This is a genomic window from Micromonospora sp. NPDC093277, from assembly GCF_044765245.1.
Lineage (GTDB): Bacteria > Actinomycetota > Actinomycetes > Mycobacteriales > Micromonosporaceae > Micromonospora.
Genome location: NZ_JBIWJO010000003.1, coordinates 295,717 through 318,051, shown reverse-complemented (window position 1 = coordinate 318,051; position 22,335 = coordinate 295,717). Strand labels below are relative to the sequence as shown.

Below are 22,335 nucleotides of genomic sequence, written 5' to 3'. Positions count from 1 at the left end.
ATCCGGATCAGTCGTGGAGGATCTCCAGCGCCCGGGCCAGGTCGTCCGGGTAGTCGCTGACGAAGGTGACCTCGGTGCCGGTGCCCGGGTGCAGGAAGCTCAACGAGCGGGCGTGCAGCCACTGCCGGGCCAGCCCGAGCCGGGCCGAGAGCGTCGGGTCGGCGCCGTAGGTGAGGTCGCCCACGCAGGGGTGCCGCAGCGTGGAGAAGTGCACCCGGATCTGGTGGGTACGCCCGGTCTCCAATCGCACGTCGAGCAGGCTCGCCGCCGGGAACGCCTCCAGCGTGTCGTAGTGGGTGATGCTCGGCTTGCCGCCGGAGACCACCGCCCAGCGGTAGTCGTGGTGCGGGTGCCGGTCGATCGGCGCGTCGATGGTGCCGCGCAGCGGATCCGGGTGGCCCTGCACCACGGCGTGGTAGCGCTTCTCCACCTCGCGGTACTTGAACGCCCGCTTCAGCGCGGTGTACGCCGACTCGCTCTTGGCCACCACCATGATCCCGGTGGTGCCGACGTCCAGCCGGTGCACCACGCCCTGCCGCTCGGCGGCGCCGCTGGTGGAGATCCGGTGGCCGATGGCGGCCAGCCCGCCGATGACGGTCGGGCCGGTCCAGCCGGGGCTCGGGTGGGCGGCCACCCCGACCGGCTTGTCCACCACCACGATGTCGTCGTCGGCGTGCACCACGGTCAACCCGGGCACGGCCTGCGGCACCACGGTGGGCGGGGCGGCCGGCGCGGGGAGCGTCACCTCCAGCCAGGAGCCGGCCTTGACCTTGTGCGAGTTGACCCGGACCACACCGTCGACCAGCGCGTCCCCGGCGTCGACCAGGGCCGCCGCGGCCGTCCGGGAGAGCCCGAAGAGCCGGGCGACGGCCTGGTCGAGCCGCATCCCGTCGAGGCCGTCCGGGACCGGCAGGGACCGGTGGTCGCCGCCCGCGGCGAAGGCGGAGGTCACGCCCGCCCCCGCTGCTCGCCGCCGTGGGTCGCCTCGGCGGACGTGGGCTCGGCGGGCTCCGCCGCCTCGTCGCCGGCCCGGCTGCCGTTGCGCTGGCGGCCGGTCAGCTCCAGCAGCACGGCCAGGACCACTCCGCACACGAGCGAGCTGTCGGCCAGGTTGAACACCGGCCACACCTGCCCGTACGGGTCGAAGAGGCTGACCATGTCGACCACGTGGCCGACGAAGTGCCCGGGTGCCCGGAAGATCCGGTCGGTGAGGTTGCCCAGCGCCCCGCCGAGTACCAGCCCGAGCGAGACCGCCCACGGCAGCGAGCGCAGCCGCAGCGCCATCCAGCCGATCCAGGCGATCACCCCGAAGGTGATCAGCGGGAAGACCCAGGTGTGACCGGACCCGATGCTCCAGGCCGCCCCGCTGTTGCGGGTCAGGGTGAGGTAGACGGCGCCGCCGAGCAGCTTCACCGGGCCCCGGCCGGTGAGCTCCGAGAGCGCGAGCTGCTTGGTGATCAGGTCGGCGACGAGCGAGAACAGGGCGACGCCTAGGAGGATCCCGACCGCCCGGCGGCGGGGCGTGCCGGGCCCCGACTCGGCGGTGCCGGATCCGGCGGGCGGTGCTGCGGTCATCTGCTCCCCATCGACGCTTGCGACGGTGACCCTCACCGTCTGGCGGTCAAGCCGCCGGGGGAGCGTGCGTCAGCGCCGCTCCTCCAACTGCTTGCAGGTCACGCAGAGGGTGGCTGACGGGAACGCGGCGAGCCGCTCCACCGGGATCGGGTTCCCGCACCGCTCGCACCAGCCGTACCCACCCTCGTCGAGGCGCTCGAGAGCGCGCTCGACCTGCGTGATCCGTTCCTTGATGCTGTTCGCGAGGGAGATCTCCTGCTCCCGCTCGAACGTCTTGGTGCCGGTGTCGGCCTGGTCGTCCCCGGCCGAGTCGGTCAACCGATCGCGCTGCAGCTCGGTGATCTCGCTCAGCGTCTGATCGTACTCGGCACTCAGCTCGTCCCGCCGTGCCGCCAGGGCGGCCCGGATCTTCTCGGTCTCCGCCGTGCTGCGGGTGGCCTTCGCCACCGGCTTGCGTCCGGCGGTCCGGGTGTCGGCTGGCTTCGCCATCGTCAGCTCCCTCGGCCGCGTAGCGCGGCGGTCGGCGGTGCCGGGCAGGGGAAACCGGCACTGGTGTCCCCCATGTACAAAACGGGCGCACGGCCACTCGGGCCGTGCACTCCGGAGGGTGGCAAGAATACGGAACGTACAGGCGTCCGACAACGTGCCGCACCGTAGCGCCGCGATTCAGCCCCTCATAGCCACCAATTGGGGCAAAGGGAACGGTAGCAGATCAATCGCCCTGATCCTCGCCGTACTCGCCAAACCAACGGGCCAACCGGCCCCGGCGGCTCACCGCGCGCAGCCGCCGCTCCACCTCGTCCCGCACCTCGGCGGTGGCGACGATGAGCAGGCTGTCCCCGACCTTGAGCCGGGTGCCCTGGCCGGGCACGAAGCCCGCCCCGTCGCGCAGCACCAGGGTCACCGAGGCGCCCACCGGCAGCCTCAGCTCGTCCACGTGCACCCCGCCCAGCCGGGAACCCGGCGGCACCTCCACCTGGAGCAGGTCGGCCCGCATCCGTTCCAGCGGCGCCGTCTCGACCCGGATCTCGGCGGCCTCGGCCGGCGCGGTCACCCGGAGCCGGCGGGCCGCCGGAGCGAGCGTCCCCGCCTGGAGCAACGTGAAGATCACCACCAGCACGAAGACCGCGTCGAAGAGCCGCTCCGCCCCGGGCACCCGGGCCGACAGCGGGATGGTGGCCAGCACGATGGGCACCGCGCCGCGCAGCCCGGCCCAGGACAGGAAGAGCTGCTCGCGCGGGCCGAACCGGAACGGCAGCGCGGAGACCGCCACCGACAGCGGACGGGCGAGGAGCACCAGGGCCAGCCCGGTGACCACCGCCGGCAGCACCGCCTCGTCCAGCCGGCCCGGGGAGACCAGCAGGCCCAGCAGGACGAACAGGCCGATCTGGGCCAGCCAGGCCAGCCCGTCGGCGAACCCGAGGATGGCCTGCCGGTGCGGCAGGCGGGCGTTGCCGAGCAGCACGCCCGCGACGTAGACGGCGAGGAAACCCGAGGCGTGCAGCACCGCACCGACCGCGTACGCCAGCACCGTGAAACCGACCACCGCGATCGGGTAGAGGCCGGCGGAGGGGAGCGCGGCCCGGCGCAACGCGTACCGGCCGGCGATCCCGGCGGCCACCCCGACGGCGGCGCCGACGCCCAGCTCGTACCCGACCAGGAGGACCTCGTACCACCAGGGGTGGGCGGCCACGGCGTCCCGGGACAGCAGCAGCACCAGGATCACCACCGGGGCGTCGTTCATGCCCGACTCGGCTTCCAGGGTGGCCACCAGGCGGGGCGGCAGGCGCAACCGGCGCAGGGTGGCGAAGACGGCCGCCGCGTCGGTGGAGGAGAGCACCGCGCCGTAGAGCAGCGCCAACCGCCAGTCCAGCCCGAGCAGGAGGTGCACCACGGCCCCGACGACCAGGATGCTGACCAGTACGCCGACGGTGGAGAGCGCGGTGGCCATCCCGAGCACCGGACGCAGGGTGCTCCACCGCGCGCTCAGCCCGCCCTCCGCGATGATCACGATGAGGGCGCAGAACCCGAGCACCCGGGTCAGCTCCACGTTGTGGAACCGGATGCCCAGCCCGGCCTCGCCGATCGCGACCCCCAGCGCGAGGTAGACCAGCAGACTCGGCACGCCGAGCCGGGTGGAGAAGCGCACCGCCCCCACCGCGACCAGCAGCACAGCCGCGCCGAGCAGCAGCGCGAGATCGAGCCCGGGGGTCATCCGCGGCCGGCCCGGGCAGTCCTCACTCGGCCGATCCGTCCCGCAGCCGGCGCAGTACCTCGGACAACCCGGGAGCCGGGCGCTCGACCAGGAAGAGCTTGTCCCGACTGGCCGCGCCGGTGCGCAGGGAGACCACCGCCGGCCGGATGCCGAGGGCGTCGGCGAGGGCCCGCCGGGCCGCCTCGGTGGCGCGACCGTCCACGGCGGGAGCGGTCACGGCGATGACCAGGGCCGGCCCGTGCGGGCCGTCGTGTCGTCCGCCGACCCGGGCCCGGGATACGCCGGGCTTCACGCGTACGGCGACGGTGAGCGTGTCGTCCACGGTAGTCATGATCAACCAGGCTCGGCGTCGGCGAGCAGGGCGGTGGCGGGCGCGCAGCGGGCGCACGGGGTGAAACCGAGCCCGACCGCCTCGGCGACCGGCAGCACCTCGTCGTCCCCGCCCGGCACGTGGGGACACCCGGGCAGGTGGAAGCGGGGATGGCCGTCGACCACCCGCACCGGGTCGTCGAGCCGGGCCAGCCGGGCGATGTCGGCCGGCGACACGTATTGCGCGGGCGGCTCGTCGTCGAGCGGCTCTCCGCCGGCCGGTGAGGTGGGCGACGGGTCGTCGCCGACGACGTCGGACGGTTCCCGCTGGCCGGGAGGGGCGTACGGGTCGGCGGCCGACGGCTCGCTCGGGTCGGCCACCGGGGAGCCGGGCGGTTGCCGCCACCCGTCCCCACCGGCGGCGACCGTCGACGGGATGTGCTGAACGGGAATCTCCGGCTCGCCGGGCCAGGCCCCGTACGGGGTATCGGCCGGTTCGGTCCGGATGCGGGGGCCGGTCGTCCGGTCCGCCGTGCCCCGGTTGGCGGCCGCCTGGCAGGCGCCCGCGACGAGGGCCACGGCGGCCAGCAGGCTGGCCGCGATGGAGGTGGTCAGCAGCGGGCTGGACCCGCTGGCCAAACCGACCACCAGGAGCACGACCGCGACGAGGATGAGCAGGACACTGGCGAATATCACGACTCACCCCCGCCGCGTCGTGTCGGTCTACGCAGTCGGCGCGGCCGTCAACCGACGGCCACCGACGGCGGGATCAGCGGCCGGACTCGAGCGAGCCGGCGCGACCGCCGCCGTAGGAGCCGGCGAGGCCGGCGGCGGCGAGGCCGTTGCTGCCACCGGCGGCGCGGCTGCCCTCGGCGCGGTTGATCTCGGCCTCGAGGCCCTGCCCGCGACCGTCGAGGTCACGCAGCTGGCTCTCCAGGTACGCCTTGAGGCGGGTGCGGTACTCGCGCTCGAACTGCTTGAGCTCCTCGATGTGCTTCTGCAGCGCGGTGCGCTTGGCGTCCAGGCCCCCCATGGCCTCCTGGTGCCGCTGGCGGGCGTCCCGCTCGAGGGCGTCGGCCTTGGCGCGAGCCTCGCGGGTGACCTCCTCGGCCTTGGCGCGAGCCTCGGAGAGCACCTGGTCGGCCTCGCGACGGGCGTCCGACACGTGGTCGTCGGCGGTGCGCTGGGCCATCATCAGCACCCGCAGCGCCTGCTGCTCGCCGTCGGCGGCGGTGGCGGCGGCGGCCGGGCCGCCCTGGGCGCGGACCTGCTCCAGCTCGGCCTGCATCGCCCGGGCCGCCTGCTCGGCGGCCGCCTTGTCCCGCTGCACCCGGTCGAGCTGGGCCTTGACGTCGTTGAGCTCCGCCGCGAGCCGGGCGTCGCCGCCGGGGCCGGCGGGTGCGCCGCCCCGACCGCCGCGCTCCACCTGGGCGCGCAGCTCGTTGTTCTCCTCGATCAGACGGGCGAGCTCGCGCTCGACCTCGTCCAGGAAGGCGTCAACCTCCTCCTCGTCATACCCCCGCTTACCGATCGGCGGCTTTTTGAAGGCGACGTTGTGGACGTCGGCCGGGGTCAGCGGCATCGAAACTCCTCGGGTCAGTTGCGGCCGCGAAAGCGCGCTGGTCAGGCAAAAGCCAGGAACAGCCGCCTAAACACGAGCTCCATCAGCACGAACAGGATAACCAGGAGCACAAGCGAGGCCAGGTCGATGCTCACGGTACCAATTCGCAGTGGTGGGATCACCCGCCTCAACGCGCGTAGGGGCGGATCAGTGACGCTCCACACCAATTCCAGTCCTGCCGAGGCACCTCGCCCGGGTTGCCAACGGCGACCGTAGGCCAGCACGGCGCTGAGGACAAAACGGGCTAAAAGCACGAGCAGGAAGAGATAGGCGAGCAGGTAGAGCACCTGGAACAGGATCGACAACACGGCAGGCGACGTCCCTCGGTCGAGCGGGCTAGCTCAGGCTGAAAAAGCCGCCCTCAGCGATCTTGGCCTTGTCCTCCGCGGTGACCTGCACGTTCGCTGGCGAGAGCAGGAACACCCGGTTGGTCACGCGCTCGATCGTACCCCGCAGCCCGAAGGCGAGCCCGGCGGCGAAGTCCACCAACCGGCGGGCGTCCGCCTCGTCCATCTCGGTGAGGTTGATGATCACCGGCACGCCGTCCCGGAAGTGCTCACCGATGGTGCGCGCCTCGCGGTAGGTGGTCGGGTGCAGGGTGGTGATCTGGTAGCGCTGCTCCTCCTCGGCCACCACCGCCCGCTCCCGTGACTGCGCCTGCGGCGCGAGGGCGAGGTTGTCCCGGGTGTGGTAGGTCAACGCGCCGGAGGTCTCGCCGCCGCCGGAACGGGTGATCGACCGGACACTGGACCGCTCGGTCCGCTCCGGGCGCTCACGCTCACGCTCGACCTCGCCCCGGTCGGTGTCCACGGCGCGGCTCGTGGCGCGCTCGGACAGCCGGCCACGGTCGCCGACCCGGGAACGGCTCACCGGCGGCTCCTCGGACTCGTCGTCCTCGTCGTCGGCGAACTCCTCCGCGTACCGGCTCGACCGGTAGCGCGAGTCCCGGTAGCCACCCTTGTCGTAGCCACCGTCCTCGTACGCCCGCTCGTCGTCCTCCTCGACGAGCCCGAGCCAGACCCCCGCCTTGCGCAGTGCACCCATCCCCGCGCCCTTCCGTCCGCCGTGCGGCACGCGCCCCCGTGCCGTGTCGCTTGATCACGAGTGGACACCAACATGCCCACCGGATCGGATCGGCAATCCCCGGCGAGCGGTTCGCGGTCCGCTCACCACGGCCCCCGGGCTGCGGGAACGCCGCTCCTAACCACACTGATGTAATTTGCTTCTCTCGCGGTCAGGCTACCGCAGCGTGGGACGCATTCCGAGCAACGCGCTGCCGACGCGGACATGTGTCGCGCCGTATTCGATCGCGGTCTCCAGGTCGCCGCTCATCCCGGCCGAGAGCACCGTCGCCTCCGGATGCCGGCCGCGGAACCGTTGCGCCACCGCCGCCAGCCGGGCGAACGCGCGTTCCGGCTCCCAGCCCAGCGGAGCCACCGCCATCAGCCCACCCAGTCGCAGCGCCCCGCCGCCGGCGATCGCCTCGGCCACCCGGTCGAGCCCCCGGTCGGGATCCGCCGAGTCCGGCAGCGCCCCGCCCCGGGCCGGGTCGCCGTCGACGCTCAACTGCACCAGCACCTCCAGCGGCCGGTCCCGGCCGGCCGCCGCGGCGGCGTCGAGCGCCGCCGCCAGGCGCACGCTGTCGACCGACTGGACGACGTCGGCGTACCGAACCACCGACCGGCACTTGTTGCGCTGCAACTGGCCGATGAAGTGCCAGCGCGGCGCGGCCCCGGCCGCCGCCACCTCGGCGGCCTTCGGCGCCGCCTCCTGGTCGCGGTTCTCCCCCACGTCGGTCACCCCGAGCCCGGCGAGGGCCACCACGTCGCCGGCCGGATACGTCTTGGTCACCGCGACCAGGGTCACCGCGCCGCGGTCCCGGCCGGCGGCCGCGCAGGCGTCGGCGATCCGCGTGCGTACCCGGGCGAGCCCGGCCGCGAGCTCGGCGCGACGGTCGGGTCGCACCGGGACAGGTGTGTCGGTCATCGGTGCGGCTCAGGACCCGTTCTTGAGGAAGTCGGGCACGTCGACGTCGTCGAAGAGCACCCGACGCGGCGACTGCTGCGGGGCGGCCATCGTGGTCGCCGGCGTGACCGGCGTGCTCGGCTGGGCCGGCTGGTTCTGGTTGGTCTTGCGGCTCGGCTCGACCGCCTTGTACGCGGGCGCGCCCCCGTCGAAGCCCGCCGCGATCACGGTCACCCGCACCTCGTCGCCGAGCGCGTCGTCGATGACCGCACCGAAGATGATGTTGGCGTCCGGGTGGGCCGCGTCGGTGACCAGCTGCGCGGCGTCGTTGATCTCGAACAGACCCAGGTCGGAGCCGCCGGCGATGGAGAGCAGCACGCCGCGCGCACCGTCCATGCTCTGCTCCAGCAGCGGGCTGGAGATGGCCGCCTCGGCCGCCTCCACGGCACGGTTCTCGCCCCGGGCGCTGCCGATGCCCATCAGCGCGCTGCCGGCGCCGCTCATGACGCTCTTGACGTCGGCGAAGTCCAGGTTGATCAGACCCGGGGTGGTGATCAGGTCGGTGATGCCCTGGACACCGGAAAGGAGCACCTGGTCGGCGGTGCGGAAGGCGTCCATCATGGAGATGTTGCGGTCGCCGAGCGCGAGCAGCCGGTCGTTCGGGATGACGATGAGCGTGTCGCACTGGTTGCGCAGCTCCTCGATCCCCGCCTCGGCCTGCACCTGGCGGCGCTTGCCCTCGAACGAGAACGGCCGGGTGACCACACCGATGGTGAGCGCGCCGAGCTTGCGGGCGATGTTCGCCACCACCGGCGCGCCGCCGGTGCCCGTGCCGCCGCCCTCGCCGCAGGTCACGAAGACCATGTCGGCGCCCTTGAGCACCTCCTCGATCTCGTCGCGGTGGTCCTCGGCGGCGTTCTTGCCGACGTCCGGATTCGCGCCGGCGCCCAGCCCTCGGGTCAGCTCCCGGCCGACGTCGAGCTTGACGTCGGCGTCGCTCATCAGCAGCGCCTGCGCGTCGGTGTTGATCGCGATGAACTCGACGCCCTTGAGCCCAACCTCGATCATCCGGTTGACGGCGTTGACGCCGCCGCCCCCGATGCCGACGACCTTGATGACCGCCAGGTAGTTGTGCGGAGGTGTCATCTCCGGTCCTTTCCCTTCGAGATTGGCATGGGCCGACCCCACACGGCTTGGCCGGACCAGCGGTGGAGCATTGCTTGCCCGACGAGGCCGACGACCGAAACCCTCACCCTCTACTAGAGGCTTAGAGCTATGTCAACCACTGATCTCTTCCGGGCAACGTATGCGCCGCTGCGCGATGAGCCAAGGACCTTTTCGGCGTGTCGCCGGCCGGAGCGGGGCGGCTCACTCTCCTGACCGGCGGATCACTGGAAAGTGACCACGTCCGGTGCGCTGACGTCGATCGTGTCGGCCTTCCGACCGAGCAGCGCGGTGGCCACCTTGGACTTGTCCGCGCCCCGGGTGGCGTCCCCCCATACCACCGTCCGGTCGTTGCGCAGCCGCAGGCTGATCCGGGCCAGCCCGGCCACGTCCACCGAGACCAGCTCGGCGCGCAACTGCGGGCCGAGCGCGGCGAGCACCGCCAGCCCGGCCCGGGTGCCCGGGTCCTCCGGCGCCGGCTGGTCGACCCGGACCACCGGCAACCCGTCCGGAAGCCGGGGCACGGTCTGGAAAACGACGCCCGTACGGTCGATCACCGCGTACCCGTCGCCCCGCGGGACCGCCGCCGCGGGCGTGCGCTCCACCACCCGGATCACCAGGACGGACGGCCAGTCCCGCTCCACCGTGACCCGCTCGACCGGGGCGAGCGTGCCGACCCGCCGGGCGGTCGACGCCAGGTCCACCCGCGCCAGCGGCGTGTCGTCCGGGACAGCCGCGGCGTCGCGTACCTCGACCGGGGTGACCAGCCGCGCGCCAACCACCCGTACCTCGCGCACGCCCAACAGGCCGGTGCCGAACACGGTCCAGGCGACCAGCCCGGCGAGGACGAGCACGGCGACGGTGACCGCCCAGGGCAGCGCCGCCCGCATCCGGCGCCGCCGGGCCCGGGCCATGAACCGCCGGGTGGACGGCGGCACCGCGTCCGCGCCGGCCCGCACCAGCTGCCACCGCCGCACCGGGTTGCGCCGGCCGGCCCCGCCGTCCTGGCCGCGGGTCCGGCCGCGGGCCGGGCCGGGGCTCATCCGGCCGCGGTCGCCGCGCCGTCCGGGCCGACGCCGGTGCCGACCGCCGCCGCGTCGCCCGCCGCGGTACGGGCCAGCAGGGCGTCGAGCAGTTGGTCACCCATCAGCGAGATCGGCGGGGCGCCCATGGTCACCACGACGTCGCCGGGCCGGGCCCGGCGCACCACCTCGGCGGGCACGTCGTCCCACGCCTCGACGAAGACCTTCCGGTCGGCCGGCAGCGGCACCGCCCCGACCAGCGCGACCGAGCCCTCACCCGGCTGGCGCAGCTCGCCCGGGCCGAACACCTCCAGCAGCACCAGTTCGTCGGCGATGCCGAGGGCGGCGGCCATCTCCGCCAGCAGGTCCCGGGTGCGGTAGAGCCGGTACGGCTGGAAGACCACGATCAGCCGGCCCTCGCCGGCCACCTCGCGCAGCGTCTGCAGGGCCAGCGTCATCGAGGTCGGGTGGTACGCGTACTCGTCGTAGACCAGCACACCGTCCGCGACACCCTTGCGCTCGAAGCGCCGCCGCACGCCGGGGAACGCCCCCAGCGCCGCCTCGGCCGCCTCGACCGGCAGCTCCAGCAGGTACGCGGCGAGCACCGCCGAGGCGCTGTTGAGCCCCATGTGCCGCCCCGGCACCGGCAGCCGGATCTCGCCCAGCGACCGGCCGTCGATCTCGGCCAGGTAGCGCACGCCCTGGGCGGACGAGGCCATCCCGCTCAGCCGCAGGTCGGCGTCGGGCGACTCGCCGTACGTCCAGACCCGGCGCCCCTCGGCCCGCAGCGTCTCGGCCAGCCGCCGGCCGCCCGGGTCGTCGGCGCAGGTGACGATGAACCCGTCAGGGTCGGTGAGCCGGGCGAAGTCGGCGAACGCCGCCTCCAGGCTGGCCAGGTCACCGTAGGTGTTGAGGTGGTCCGCCTCGATGTTCGTGATGATCGAGACGTACGGGCGGTAGATGAGGAACGAGCGGTCGCTCTCGTCCGCCTCGACCACGAAGTACTCCCCGGTGCCGTGGTGCGCGCCGGAGCCGACCTCGGAGATCTCCCCGCCGATCACGAAGGACGGGTCGGTGCCGGCCTGCTGGAGCACCATGGTGACCATCGACGTGGTGGTGGTCTTGCCGTGCGTGCCGGCGACCGCCACCGTCCGCCGGCCGGTCATCGCCGCGGCCAGGGCCTCGGAGCGGTGCAGCACCCGCAGCCCGCGCCGGCGCGCCTCGACCATCTCCAGGTGGTCCTGCGGGATCGCCGAGGAGTAGACCACGGTGTCCACACCGTCCAGGTTGGCCGTCTCGTGGGTCATGTGGATGGTGCCGCCCAGCGCCCGCAGGCCGGCCAGGGACGGCCACTCCCGCAGCTCGCTGCCGGAGACCGGCAGACCCCGGGTGAGGAAGAGCCGGGCCAGGCCGCTCATGCCGACCCCGCCCACCCCGATCAGGTGGATCCGGCCCAGGTCCTCCGCGGTCGTCGTGCCGGCGGGAGTGAACTGCGCGGTGTTCATGAGTGGTACCTTCCCGTCGCGGCGGCCGGCATCACCGGGACACCGCCTCGTAGACGAAGTTCAGCAGGGCCACGTCGCCGTCGCGCCGGCCGTACGCGGCCGCGGCCGAGCCCATCGCGGCGAGCCGCCGCGGATCCCGGACCAGCGGGATCACGGTGCGCTCCAGCCAGGACGGGGTCAGCTCGGCGTCGTCGACGAGCAGCCCCCCACCGGCCTCCACCACGGGCAGCGCGTTGCGCTTCTGCTCCTGGTTGCTGTGCGGGTACGGGACGTAGATGGTGGGCAGGCCGATCGCGGCCACCTCGGCGCAGGTCATCGCGCCGCCCCGGGCCAGCATCAGGTCGGCGGCGGCGTAGCCCAGCTCCATCTCGGACAGATAGGGCAGGGTCACGTACGGCACCGGCAGGTCGGAGGGGACGGAGATCGGCTCGTTGCGCGCGCCGATGACGTGCAGCACCTGCACCCCGTTGCGGGCCAGCTCCTTGGCCGCCCCGGAGACCGCCAGGTTGATCGAGCGGGCGCCCTGCGAGCCGCCGGCGACGAAGAGCACCGGCAGGTCGGGGCGGAGTCCGAAGTGGGCCCGGGCGGCGTTGCGCATCGCGGCCCGGTCCAGGCCGGCGATCCCCCGCCGCAACGGCACCCCGACCACCCGGGCGTCGCGCAGCGACTCCGCCTGCGACGGCTGGTGCGGGAAGCCGGCCGCGATGTTCTTGGTGAACTTCATCCCGAGCCGGTTGGCCACGCCCGGCGGCACGTTCACCTCGTGGATCACGATCGGCAGCTCGCGCCGCCACGCGGCCAGGTAACCGGGCACCGAGACGTACCCACCGAAGCCGACCACGACGTCGGCCTGCACCTCGTCGATCACCTTGCCCGCCGCGCGGGCCGCCTTCCACATCCGGTCCGGGGTGCGGACCAGGTTCATGTTGACCGAGCGGGGCAGCTGGTAGGCCGGGATCTGCCGCAGGTCGTAGCCGGCCGGCGGGATCAGCTCGTTCTCGAGTCCCTTGGGTGTGCCGAGGCAGGTGATCTGGACGCTCGGGTCGTGTCGGCGAAGGCAGTCGGCGAAGGCCAGCAACGGGTAGATGTGCCCACCCGTACCGCCTCCGCAGAGCACCACCGAACGCAGCGGACCCATCAGCGTCTCCTCTCGCTCGCCGTGCCGGCGCGCGTCCGGCCCGGCCGGGGGCCGCGGGCTGCGGCCTGGTCGTCGGCCCGCCGCGTCCGGGACCGGGGTACGGACCCGCGGTCCGGGGGTGGCGACGCCGGCCGGCGGCGCCGGCCGGGAAGCGGCGGCAACGGGGCCCACACTAGTCGGACCCATCGGGCCGGTGGACGGGCATGCAGGGCTCGGGCCGCGTCCGGCTCGGCGCGGGCGAAGGAGGCGAGCATGCCGACCGCCGCGAGGGTCACCACCAGGGCGCTGCCGCCGTCGGAGATGAACGGCAGCGGCACGCCGGTCAGCGGCAGCAGGCCGGTGACCCCGCCGATGTTGATCACCGCCTGGCCGACCAGCCAGGCCGTGACGCCCGCCGCGGCGAGCCGGCGGAACGGGTCCTCCACCCGCCGGGCGATCCGCAGCCCGGTGTACGCCAGCACGGCGAAGAGCACCAGCAGCACGGTGCAACCGACCACACCCAGTTCCTCGGCGACGATCGCGAAGATGAAGTCGTTGTGCGCCTCGGGCAGCCAGTCCCACTTGAAGGTGCTCTTGCCCAGGCCGACCCCGAACCAGCCGCCGTGCTGGACCGCGTAGCGGGCCTGGACGAGCTGGTAGCAGTTCTGCAACTGCTCCTCGAAGCAGACTTTCGGGTCGGGCGGATTCACGAACGAGGTGAGCCGGCCCAGCCGGTAGTTGTCGGCGTCACGCGAGCCCGAGCCGGCACCCAGCGAGGCGGCGGCGACCAGCAGGCCGACGCCGGCCAGGCCGACCGCGGAGAGGGCGGCGAAAACCCGCGTTCGCACGCCGGCCGCCCAGAGCAGCCCGACCACCAGGGCCAGCAGGCAGAGCATGCTGCCCAGGTCGTTGTAGCCGACGAGCACGAAGAGCAGGCCGACCACCGGGAACAGCGGGGTGGCCAGTTCCTTCCACCAGCCCAGCGTGGCACCCTTGCGGGCCAGCACGTGCGCACCCCAGAGCACCAGCGCGAACTTGGCCACCTCGGCGGGCTGCACCGAGATCGGACCGAGGTGCAGCCAGAGCAGCCAGGCCGTGAGCGGGCCGATCGACTTGACCCCGAACAGCGCCTCCAGCGCGACCAGCAGGTTGAGGATCAGCAGCAGCACCACCGCCACGCCGAGCATCGGCCGGGCCAGCGCCCGGAAGCTGCCGGCGGGCAGCCGCTGGCAGGCCCAGAACGCCACGATGCCGATCACCGCGTAGACCGCCTGCTTGACCAGCGACGCGGACGCGTCGCCGTCCTGCGCGAAATCCCGCACGCTGGTGGTCGAGAAGACCATGGTCAGGCCGATCAGCAGCAGCAGGCCGGCGCTGGAGAGCAGCAGGTAGTAGGAGGCCAGCGGCCGGTCCAGCAGGCCGCGCAGCGCGGCCAGCCCGCCGGCGGCGTCCCACCCGAGCAGCGGGGCCGGCGGGTCCGCCGTCCGGGCCGCGCCGGGTGGCCGGCGAGCCGGCGCGTCGTTGGTCCCCTCGGTGTCTCGTCCCTCCCCCACCCGCTCATCATCGCGGCTCGGCCCGCCCGCCCGTGGCGCAACCGCCCGGTCGGCGTGTCGGAACGGGAGCGGAGGGGTCCCCGGCGACACCGAAAGACCCCTCCGTGACGCCAGGTCAGGTGACCGCGGCGAGGAACTCGCTGTAGAACAGGCCCAGCGCGATGGCCACGCCGATGCCGGCGATGATCCAGAACCGGACCACGATGTTGACCTCGCTCCAGCCGGCCAGCTCGAAGTGGTGCTGCAGCGGCGACATCCGGAACACCCGCTTGCCGGTGGTCCGGAACGAGATGATCTGGATCACCACCGACATCGTGATGATCACGAACAACGCCCCGATGATCGGCAGCAGCAGGATGGTCCGGGTGGACATCGCCATGCCGGCGATCAGGCCGCCCAGGCCGAGCGCGCCGGTGTCGCCCATGAAGATCCGGGCCGGCGAGGTGTTCCACCAGAGGAAACCGACGCAGGCACCCGCCGCCGCGCCGGCGATCAGGGCGATCTCCAGCGGATCCCGGACCGTGTAGCAGTACGCCTCGGTGTAGTTCGGGTCGGCACACCAGTGCCGGTACTGCCAGAAGGCGATCAACCCGTACGCGGCGAGCACCATCACCGACGCGCCGGTGGCCAGGCCGTCCAGGCCGTCGGTGAGGTTCACCCCGTTGGTCGCGGCCATCACGACCAGGACGATGACGATCACCGCACCGATCTTTCCGATCTCCAGCGCGGGGATGTCCCGGATGAAGCTCAGCGTGGTGCTGCCCACCGTCTCGGCGTTGGTCCGGTTGCCGTGGGCGTCGTACATGGTGCTCGGGAAGTAGAGCGCGACCACGCCGAAGACCGCGCCGACCAGGATCTGGCCGGCCAGCTTGCCCCGCTTGTTCAGGCCACCGCTGTGCCGCTTGCGCACCTTCAGGAAGTCGTCGATGAAGCCGACCGCGCCGGAGAACACCATCAGCCCCAGCAGCACCAGCGCCGTGATGGTCGGCTCGACCTGGGCGATCTGCATGTCCGGCAGGGTGGTCAGGGCCAGGTGACCGGCGACGTACGCGATCACCGTGGCCAGGATGAAGACCACGCCGCCCATGGTCGGCGTGCCCTTCTTGCCCTGGTGCATCGCCGGGCCCTCGGCCCGGATCGGCTGCCCGGCCTTGAGCCGGGTGAAGACCTTGATCGCGATCGGGGTGCAGAGAAGTGAGATCACAAAGGCGACCCCGATGGCGACGATCACCGCCCTCATGAGGCGGCCCCGTTCCCGGCGGCCGCGCGCAGCGCGTCGGCCACCTCCCAGGTGCGGTACCGGGAGCCCTTCACCAGGACCACGTCCCCTGGACGCAGTTCACTCCGCAGCACCTCGACGGCCGCCGCCTGATCGGTGAGCAGCACCGACTCTCCTCCCCAGTCACTTACCGCTGTGGCGCCTTCGTGGATCGGCGCCGCCGGCTCGCCCACCACGAGCAGCCGGTCGACACCCAGTTCGGCCGCGAGCCGACCGACCTGCTGGTGCCCCTCTCGTTCGAAGTCGCCCAGCTCGGCCATGTAGCCGAGCACCGCGACGGTACGCCCCGACCCCCCCATGCTGGCCAGCGACCGCAGCGCGACGGTCATCGAGGCCGGGTTGGCGTTGTACGAGTCGTCGATCACGGTCACCCCGTCGGGGCGCTCGAAAACGTCCATCCGCCGGGTGGAGACCAGGCCCAGCTCGCCCAGCGCGGCGGCCAGCTCGGCCAGAGGCATTCCCAGCTCACGGGCGACCGCAGCGGCGGCGAGGGTGTTGGAGACCTGGTGCCGCCCGGTCAGCCCGAGCCGCACCGGCGCACTCCCCTCCGGCGTCACCAGGGTGTACGACGCCCGCCCCCGCGCGTCCAGCGTCACGTCCACCGCCCGCACGTCGGCCCGCTCCGCCTCGCCGTACCGGACCACCCGGGCCTCGGTACGCGTGGCCATCGCGTCGACCAGGGGGTCGTCGGCGTTCAGCACGGCCAGCCCGTCGGCGGGCAGCGCCTCGACCAGCTCCCCCTTGGCCAGGGCGATGGTCTCCACCGAGCCGAACTCGCCGATGTGCGCCACCCCGACGTTGAGCACCACCGAGATCCGCGGCGGCACCACCTCACACAGGTAGCGGACGTGCCCCACCCCGCGGGCACCCTTCTCCATCACCAGGTAGCGGGTCTCCGGACCGGCCTGCAACGCGGTGTACGGGTGCCCCAGCTCGTTGTTGAACGAGCCGGGCGGCGCCACCGTCGGGCCGAGCCGGGCGGCGAGCTGGGCGATCAGGTCCTTGGTGGTGGTCTTGCCGGAGGAACCGGTCAGCCCGATCACGGTCAGCCCGGACAGCCGGTCCACCACCACCCGGGCCAGCCGCCCCATCGCGTCCAGCGCGTCCCCGACCAGCACCATCGGCACCCCGGGCACCTCGCGGGTGCCGAGCACGGCCACCGCGCCGGCGGCCACCGCGGCGGCGGCGTAGTCGTGCCCGTCCACCTGCTCGCCGGGGAAGGCGACGAAGAGCCCGCCCGGGGTGACCTTGCGGGAGTCGAACTCCACCGTGCCGGTGACCCGGGCGTCCGGGTCGGCGGCGACCAACCGCCCGCCGACGGCCGTCGCGACCTCGGCCAGGCTCAGCGGGATCATCGCTGCCCCACCAGGTCACCGAACCGGGCGCGCAGCGCCTCCGCCAGCTCCACCCGGTCGTCGAACGGCAGCACCTCGCCGTCGATCTCCTGACCGCGTTCCTGCCCCTTGCCCAGCAGCGCCACCACGTCACCCGGTTCGGCCACCCGGACCGCCTCCTCGATCGCGGCCCGCCGGCCGGACACCTCGACGATCCGCGCGCCGGTGTCCGCCGCGTACGCGCCGGCCAGCACCTCGGCCCGGATCGCGGCCGGGTCCTCGGTGCGCGGGTTGTCGTCGGTCACCAGCACCACGTCGGCGCCCTCCGCCGCGGCGGCACCCATGATCGGTCGCTTGCCCCGGTCCCGGTCACCGCCGGCGCCCACCACGCAGATCAGCCGGCCGGCGGTCAGGCCGCGCAGGGCCCGCAGGACGGCCTCGATGGCGTTCGCCTTGTGCGCGTAGTCGACCACGCCCCGGACCGGCGCGTCGCCGCTGACCAGTTCCAGCCGGCCGGGCACGCCGCCGCAGCCGGCCACCCCGGTCGCGGCGGTGGCCGGATCGACCCCGGCGGCGACCAGGATCGCGATGGCGAGCAACGCGTTGGCCACGTTGTGCCGACCGGGCAGCGCCACGCCCGTGGGCAGGGTCAGCCCGTCCGGGCCGTGCACGGTGAAGCGCTGGGCGTAGCCCTCGCCGTCGACGCCGTCGGCCCACCAGGCGGCGTTCGGGTCGCCGGCCGCCGAATAGGTCACGGTGGCCGGCTTCATCAGCGGTCGCAGCGCCGGGTCGTCGTGGTTGAGCACCTCGACCTGGCAGCGCCCGTCGAAGAGCTTCGCCTTGGCCGCGAAGTAGTCCGCCTCGTCCGCGTGGAAGTCCAGGTGGTCGGAGCCGAAGTTGGTGTAGCCGCCGACGGTGAACCGGACCCCGCCGACCCGGCCCATGGCCAGGGCGTGACTGGACACCTCCATCACCACCGCGTCGACCCCGCGCTCCCGGGCCACGGCGAGCATGGCGTGCAGGTCGGTCGCCTCCGGGGTGGTCCGCACGCTGTCGATGACCAGGTCACCCAGGCGGGTTTCCACCGTGCCGATCAGGCCGGTGGTGTGCCCGGCGGCGCGCAGCCCGGCCTCGATCAGGTAGCTGGTGGAGGTCTTGCCGGCGGTGCCGGTCACCCCGATCACCAGCAGTCCGGCGGTGGGATCTCCGTAGACGGTGGCGGCGATCTCGCCGAGCACCGCCCGGGGGTCGTCCACCACCAGCACGGGCAGGCCCGCGGCGCCGGCCAGCTCGACGCCGGCCGGGTCGGTGAGCACGGCCACCGCGCCGGCCTCGGCCGCGCCGGTGACGAACTCCGCGCCGTGCCGGCGGGCGCCGGGCAGGGCCGCGTAGAGGTCGCCGGGTCGGACCTCCTGGCTGGCGTGGGTCACCCCGGTGACGGTCACGCCGGCGCCGGCCCCCTCGGGCGGTGTGGCGGCCACCCGGGCGGCGAGGTCGCCGAGCCGGACGGGATTCACGGTACGGGGACGTGGATTGCCGGGCACGGCGTCAGACCCTACCCGGTCGTCCGGTCCCGACCGCACAGCCGCCCCGGTGGTTCGTCGCCACTCACCGATGATGTCCCTCCGTGCCCGCTCAGCGCGGAAAGACCTCGAACTTGGGCGACTTGTCGGTCGCCGACGGCGGCACCCGGTAGTGGTGGAGAGTGAAACCCATCATCTCGCGGAAGGCCGGTGCGGCCACCGCGCCGCCCTCGCCGCCCGGGCTCCACACGAAGACCGCCACCACGTACCTCGGCTTCTCGGCCGGTGCCATCCCGATGAACGAGCCGACCTCGCCGGGCTGGAGCTTGCCGTCGGCGTACCGGGACCCGGTGCCGGTCTTGCCGGCCACCCGGTAGCCGGGGACGGCGGCGGCCAGGCCGGTGGCCCGCCCGTCCGGGCCGTCGATCGTGGTGACCGCCTCCAGCATGCGCCGGAGCGCGGCCGCGTTCTGCGGGCTGAGCACCGGCCAGGTGCGCGGGGCGGCGGCCGGGGTCCGCTTCCCCTTCGGGTCGATCGTCGCCTTGATCAGGTGCGGCTGGATGTAGGTTCCGTCGTTGGCGATCGCGGTGTACGCGGCGGCCATCTGCAACGGGGTGGCGTCGACGCTGTGCCCGATCGGCACCGACCCGTACGACGACCCGCTCCACTCCTTGGCGGGAAGCAGCCGTCCGGATGCCTCCCCGGGCATGCCCTCGCCGGTGCGCTGCCCCAGCCCGAACCGCTTCTGGTAGTCGATCAGGCGGTCCCGGCCCAGCTGTCCGGCGATCTCGATCGTCCCGACGTTGGAGGAGAAGGCCAGCATGCCGGGGATGCTCATCCGCTGCCCGTTGGCCGGATGGGTGTCCCTGAAGGTCACGTCGCCCTTGGTGATCGTGTTGGCCACCGGGAAGGCGGTGTCCGGGGTGATCACCCCCTCCTGGAGGGCGGCGCCGTAGGTGATCGCCTTGTGGATCGAGCCCGGGTCGACCACGAAGCTGGTGGCCGCGTCCTCCCGGTCGGCCGGCGAGTTGACCTTCGTCGGGGCGGCCGCACTGTAGCCGGGGTAGCTCGCCTGGGCCAGCACCTCGCCGGTGGAGCAGTCCAGGATCACCGCCGCGCCGACGCTGCCCCGGGTCTGGGCCATCTGGGCGGACAGGATGCGCTGGGTCTGGAACTGCAGGTCGCGGTCGACGGTCAGCTCCAGGGAGCTGCCCGGCCTGGGCTGGGTGGTCTGGCTGAATCCGCCCGGGATCGGTGCGGCCAGGTCACCCCGCCCGGCCTCGTACCGCTTCCGGCCGGGCTGTCCCCGCAGCAGGTCGTCGTACTTCGCTTCGAGACCCTCCAGGCCGTTCATGTCCTGGCTGGTGAAGCCGATCAGGTTGGCGGCCAGGTCGCCGCCGGGCACCTCACGCCGCTCGTCCCGGTTCGTGCCGATGCCGTCCAGCTCCAGGGCCATGATCTGCTTGGCCTTGTCGATGTCGACGCCGCGGGCCAGGTACTCGAAGCGGGACTTCGTGGTGGTGCCGGGAAGGGTGCGCTCCTTCATCCGCTCGGCCAGGTCGGAGACCGGCACCCCGAGCAGCGGGGAGAGCAGCTTCGCGGCGGCGAGCCGGTCCTTGACCCTGGGCGGGTCGGCGTAGACGTAGCGCGCCTCGACGCTGTGCGCCAGCGGGGCGCCGCTCCGGTCGTAGATGGCCCCGCGCGGGGCCGGCAGCTCGACCACCCTGAGCCGGTTGGCGAGCCCGCCGTCGGCGTACGCCGGGGTGTCCACGGTCTGGAGGTAGACCAGCCGGATGCCGATGGTGCTGAAGAGCGCCAGGGCGAGCAGCGTGCCGAGCCGCAGCCGGCGACGCGGGTCGGCGAGCTTCGGCGGGCGGCGCGGCTTGCGGACCGGCCGCCGGGCGGCGGCGGGCCGCTCCGGGCGGCGCGGGCCTGGCCGGCGGCGCGGCGGCTCGTCGTCGTCGAACGGCTCCCGCACCGGCCTGGCCGACACGGTCCGCACCACACCGCTCCGGCCGCCCGCAGGGGCCTCCCGGCGGCCCGTGCGGGTCGCCCCGGCCCGGCCGCCGTCGAGCACCTGCAAGGCCGGACGGAACGGGTCGCCGGAGCGGCCGACGCGCGGGGTACGCCGCTGCTCGGCGCCCCCGGTCCGGGCCGTGCCGCCCCCCTCCCGGATGGTCCGCCCCCGGGGCGTGTACGCCCGCGCGTCGGAGATCCCGCCGACCCCTGGCTCACCGGAGCGGGGGTCGGCGCCCCGACCGCCCCGGGACGAGCCGCGCCGGGAGCCCGTGGCGTCCCGGCGCGGATCCTCCGATCTCGGCGGCACCGCTCAGCCTCCGTTGCCCTGCTGGCTGGTGATGGCGGGCGCGCCCTCCGCCGGGTGCGGCACGCCGATGACCTTCCCGTCCGGCAGCCGGATGTACGCCAGCTCGCCCGACTCGACCAGTCCGATCTTGCGAGCGTTGGCGGTCAGGTTGCCCGGGGCCTTCTGGTCGGCGATCTCCTTCTCCAGCTGCTGCTGGTCGACGTCGAGCTTGGCCTGCTGCTGCTGCAGCCGCTCCAGCTTGAACGCGTTCTCGTTGATCTTCGTGTTGACCGCCAGGATGCCGAGCACCCCACCGACCACCAGCACCAGGATCAGGCCGACGAACGGCGCCTGAGGCACGGAGACCGGCGGCGGCGGGGCGACCCGCAGCCGCGGCGCCGTCGTATCGGTCTTCCGGGTCCCCCCGGCCGGCCGCAGCGCGGCGCTGCCCTGGGTGGGGAACTCGCGCGCCCCCCGGGCGCGAGTTTCCTCCCGGCGGTCGAGCCGGTCGGTCCCCGCCGTCGCGGCCTGCGTGGTGCGCTGCGCCGTGGTCCGGCCCCCCGACCGCGGTGCGCGCTGCCCGACGGCGTCCCGGCCGTCGCGCTGATTGACGTTCATGTTCCCTCCCCCTCTTCGTCCGTCCCGTTGCCGTCCCCCGGGGCCGAGCCGGGATCCGAACCGGATCCCGGCGCCCCTGTCCCCGGTTGGTGCATCGCCTTCACGCGGCGGCGGTACCGTTCGCGGTCGGTACGCCCCTGCCGGGCCGCCTCCGGGTCGAGCCGCTCGGCGGCCCGCAGCCGCACCGAGGCGGCCCGCGGGTTCGCGGCGACCTCCGCCTCACCGGGAAGCTCGGCACCCCGGCTGAGCAGCCGGAACGTCGGGCCCGACCCGGGCAGTTCGACCGGAAGGTCGACCGGGCCCTTGCTGCGGACCCGGTCGGCGAGCGCCTGCTTGGTGAGCCGGTCCTCCAACGAGTGGTAGGACAGGATCACCGCGCGACCGCCCACGGCGAGCTTGTCGAGTGCGGCCGGCAGCGCCGTCTCCAACGCCACCAGTTCCCGGTTTACCTCGATCCGTAAAGCCTGAAACGTTCTCTTTGCCGGGTGTCCCCCGGTTCGCCGGGCTGGTGCCGGAATGCTCTCCCGGACCAGTTCGGCCAGTCGCGCCGACGAGGTGATCCGGCCCCGCTCGCGCTCCCGGATCATCGCCGAGGCGATCTTCCCGGCGAACTTCTCCTCGCCGTACACCCGCAGCACCCGGGCCAGGTCCGGGTGGGAGTAGGTGTTGACCACCTCCTCGGCGGTCACCCCCCGGGTCTGGTCCATCCGCATGTCCAGCGGCGCGTCCTGCGCGTACGCGAACCCGCGGTCGGGCGCGTCGAGTTGCAGCGAAGACACGCCCAGGTCGAACAGCACCCCGTCGATCGCCGGATACCCGAGCCGGTGCAGCACATCGGGCAGTTCGTCATAGACGGCGTGCTCGAGGTGGATCCGGTCGGCGAACCGGGCCAGCCGGACCCGGGCGTGGGCCAGGGCCTCGGTGTCCCGGTCCAGGCCGATCAGCACCGTGTTCGGGTGTGCGACGAGCACCGCCTCGGCGTGCCCGGCCAGGCCCAGCGTCGCGTCGACGTGGACGGTACGTCGGTTCTGCCCCAGCGCGGGGGCCAGCAACTCGAGACACCGCTCGAGCAGTACCGGCACGTGCGTGCCGCGTAGCTCCCCCATGTCGACCCCCACCGGTTGAAACCAACTTCCATCCATGTCGCGTCCGTCGACGCCACGACGCCCCGCCATACCGCCAGATCCCCATCCGCTCCCCGCCCGCCGGAGGCCGCGGCCCTCCGATCGG

Annotated in this window: 21 protein-coding genes; all 21 read right to left on the bottom strand. The window is 73.4% G+C overall.

Features of this window, described 5'->3' with window-relative positions; genetic code table 11:
* Positions 1–7 precede the first annotated feature (7 nt).
* Positions 8–952 (bottom strand): RluA family pseudouridine synthase, encoded by a 945-nt coding sequence (locus ACIRG9_RS09410; RefSeq protein ID WP_402852651.1) that lies wholly within the window; start codon positions 950–952, stop codon positions 8–10.
* Positions 949–1,575, bottom strand: a complete 627-nt coding sequence (lspA, locus tag ACIRG9_RS09405; protein ID WP_402852648.1) for a signal peptidase II — start codon at positions 1,573–1,575, stop codon at positions 949–951. Before lspA ends, ACIRG9_RS09410 begins: the two co-directional genes overlap by 4 nt.
* Positions 1,576–1,644: 69 nt before the next feature.
* Positions 1,645–2,064 (bottom strand): TraR/DksA family transcriptional regulator, encoded by a 420-nt coding sequence (locus tag ACIRG9_RS09400; protein ID WP_402852646.1) that lies wholly within the window; start codon positions 2,062–2,064, stop codon positions 1,645–1,647.
* A 223-nt stretch (positions 2,065–2,287) separates the two neighbouring features.
* On the bottom strand, positions 2,288–3,790 hold the full coding sequence (locus ACIRG9_RS09395; protein ID WP_402852643.1) for a potassium/proton antiporter: 1,503 nt from the start codon (positions 3,788–3,790) through the stop codon (positions 2,288–2,290).
* 22 nt (positions 3,791–3,812) lie between these two features.
* A complete protein-coding gene (locus tag ACIRG9_RS09390; RefSeq protein ID WP_402852640.1) occupies positions 3,813–4,121 on the bottom strand; it encodes a DUF167 domain-containing protein in 309 nt (102 codons plus the stop codon).
* Positions 4,122–4,123: 2 nt separating this feature from the next.
* Positions 4,124–4,795, bottom strand: coding sequence for a hypothetical protein (locus ACIRG9_RS09385; protein WP_402852637.1), 672 nt, complete (start codon positions 4,793–4,795; stop codon positions 4,124–4,126).
* Positions 4,796–4,868: 73 nt separating this feature from the next.
* Positions 4,869–5,681, bottom strand: a complete 813-nt coding sequence (locus tag ACIRG9_RS09380; RefSeq protein WP_402852634.1) for a DivIVA domain-containing protein — start codon at positions 5,679–5,681, stop codon at positions 4,869–4,871.
* 41 nt (positions 5,682–5,722) lie between these two features.
* Positions 5,723–6,028, bottom strand: coding sequence for a YggT family protein (locus ACIRG9_RS09375; RefSeq protein WP_091122170.1), 306 nt, complete (start codon positions 6,026–6,028; stop codon positions 5,723–5,725).
* 28 nt (positions 6,029–6,056) lie between these two features.
* Positions 6,057–6,764 (bottom strand): cell division protein SepF, encoded by a 708-nt coding sequence (locus tag ACIRG9_RS09370; RefSeq protein ID WP_402852630.1) that lies wholly within the window; start codon positions 6,762–6,764, stop codon positions 6,057–6,059.
* A gap of 195 nt (positions 6,765–6,959) precedes the next feature.
* Positions 6,960–7,706 (bottom strand): YggS family pyridoxal phosphate-dependent enzyme, encoded by a 747-nt coding sequence (locus ACIRG9_RS09365; protein ID WP_402852627.1) that lies wholly within the window; start codon positions 7,704–7,706, stop codon positions 6,960–6,962.
* A gap of 9 nt (positions 7,707–7,715) precedes the next feature.
* On the bottom strand, positions 7,716–8,831 hold the full coding sequence (gene ftsZ / locus ACIRG9_RS09360) for a cell division protein FtsZ (protein WP_402852625.1): 1,116 nt from the start codon (positions 8,829–8,831) through the stop codon (positions 7,716–7,718).
* A gap of 242 nt (positions 8,832–9,073) precedes the next feature.
* Positions 9,074–9,892, bottom strand: a complete 819-nt coding sequence (locus ACIRG9_RS09355) for a cell division protein FtsQ/DivIB (RefSeq protein ID WP_402852622.1) — start codon at positions 9,890–9,892, stop codon at positions 9,074–9,076.
* The gene (murC, locus tag ACIRG9_RS09350; protein ID WP_402852619.1) at positions 9,889–11,376 is read right to left on the bottom strand and encodes a UDP-N-acetylmuramate--L-alanine ligase; all 1,488 of its coding nucleotides are present in this window, start codon (positions 11,374–11,376) and stop codon (positions 9,889–9,891) included. Before murC ends, ACIRG9_RS09355 begins: the two co-directional genes overlap by 4 nt.
* Before the next feature lie 31 nt (positions 11,377–11,407).
* Complete coding sequence (murG, locus tag ACIRG9_RS09345) at positions 11,408–12,514, bottom strand: undecaprenyldiphospho-muramoylpentapeptide beta-N-acetylglucosaminyltransferase (RefSeq protein ID WP_402852616.1); 1,107 nt, start codon at positions 12,512–12,514, stop codon at positions 11,408–11,410.
* Positions 12,514–13,929, bottom strand: a complete 1,416-nt coding sequence (locus ACIRG9_RS09340; RefSeq protein WP_402853077.1) for an FtsW/RodA/SpoVE family cell cycle protein — start codon at positions 13,927–13,929, stop codon at positions 12,514–12,516. Before ACIRG9_RS09340 ends, murG begins: the two co-directional genes overlap by 1 nt.
* Positions 13,930–14,161: 232 nt before the next feature.
* A complete protein-coding gene (gene mraY, locus ACIRG9_RS09335) occupies positions 14,162–15,286 on the bottom strand; it encodes a phospho-N-acetylmuramoyl-pentapeptide-transferase (RefSeq protein ID WP_402852613.1) in 1,125 nt (374 codons plus the stop codon).
* Positions 15,283–16,680: a UDP-N-acetylmuramoyl-tripeptide--D-alanyl-D-alanine ligase gene (gene murF, locus ACIRG9_RS09330; RefSeq protein ID WP_402852610.1), complete on the bottom strand. Its 1,398-nt coding sequence runs from the start codon at positions 16,678–16,680 to the stop codon at positions 15,283–15,285. The genes mraY and murF overlap by 4 nt, the downstream gene beginning before the upstream one ends.
* Positions 16,677–18,242 carry a UDP-N-acetylmuramoyl-L-alanyl-D-glutamate--2,6-diaminopimelate ligase gene (locus ACIRG9_RS09325; protein WP_402852607.1) on the bottom strand — a complete coding sequence of 522 codons (1,566 nt, stop codon included), beginning with the start codon at positions 18,240–18,242 and terminating at the stop codon, positions 16,677–16,679. Before ACIRG9_RS09325 ends, murF begins: the two co-directional genes overlap by 4 nt.
* A 52-nt stretch (positions 18,243–18,294) precedes the next feature.
* A complete protein-coding gene (locus ACIRG9_RS09320; protein ID WP_402852605.1) occupies positions 18,295–20,508 on the bottom strand; it encodes a peptidoglycan D,D-transpeptidase FtsI family protein in 2,214 nt (737 codons plus the stop codon).
* Positions 20,509–20,511: 3 nt separating this feature from the next.
* Entirely contained in the window at positions 20,512–21,105 is a 594-nt protein-coding gene (locus tag ACIRG9_RS09315) for a hypothetical protein (protein ID WP_402852602.1), read from the bottom strand.
* Positions 21,102–22,211 (bottom strand): 16S rRNA (cytosine(1402)-N(4))-methyltransferase RsmH, encoded by a 1,110-nt coding sequence (rsmH, locus tag ACIRG9_RS09310; RefSeq protein WP_402853074.1) that lies wholly within the window; start codon positions 22,209–22,211, stop codon positions 21,102–21,104. The genes ACIRG9_RS09315 and rsmH overlap by 4 nt, the downstream gene beginning before the upstream one ends.
* Positions 22,212–22,335: the final 124 nt, after the last annotated feature.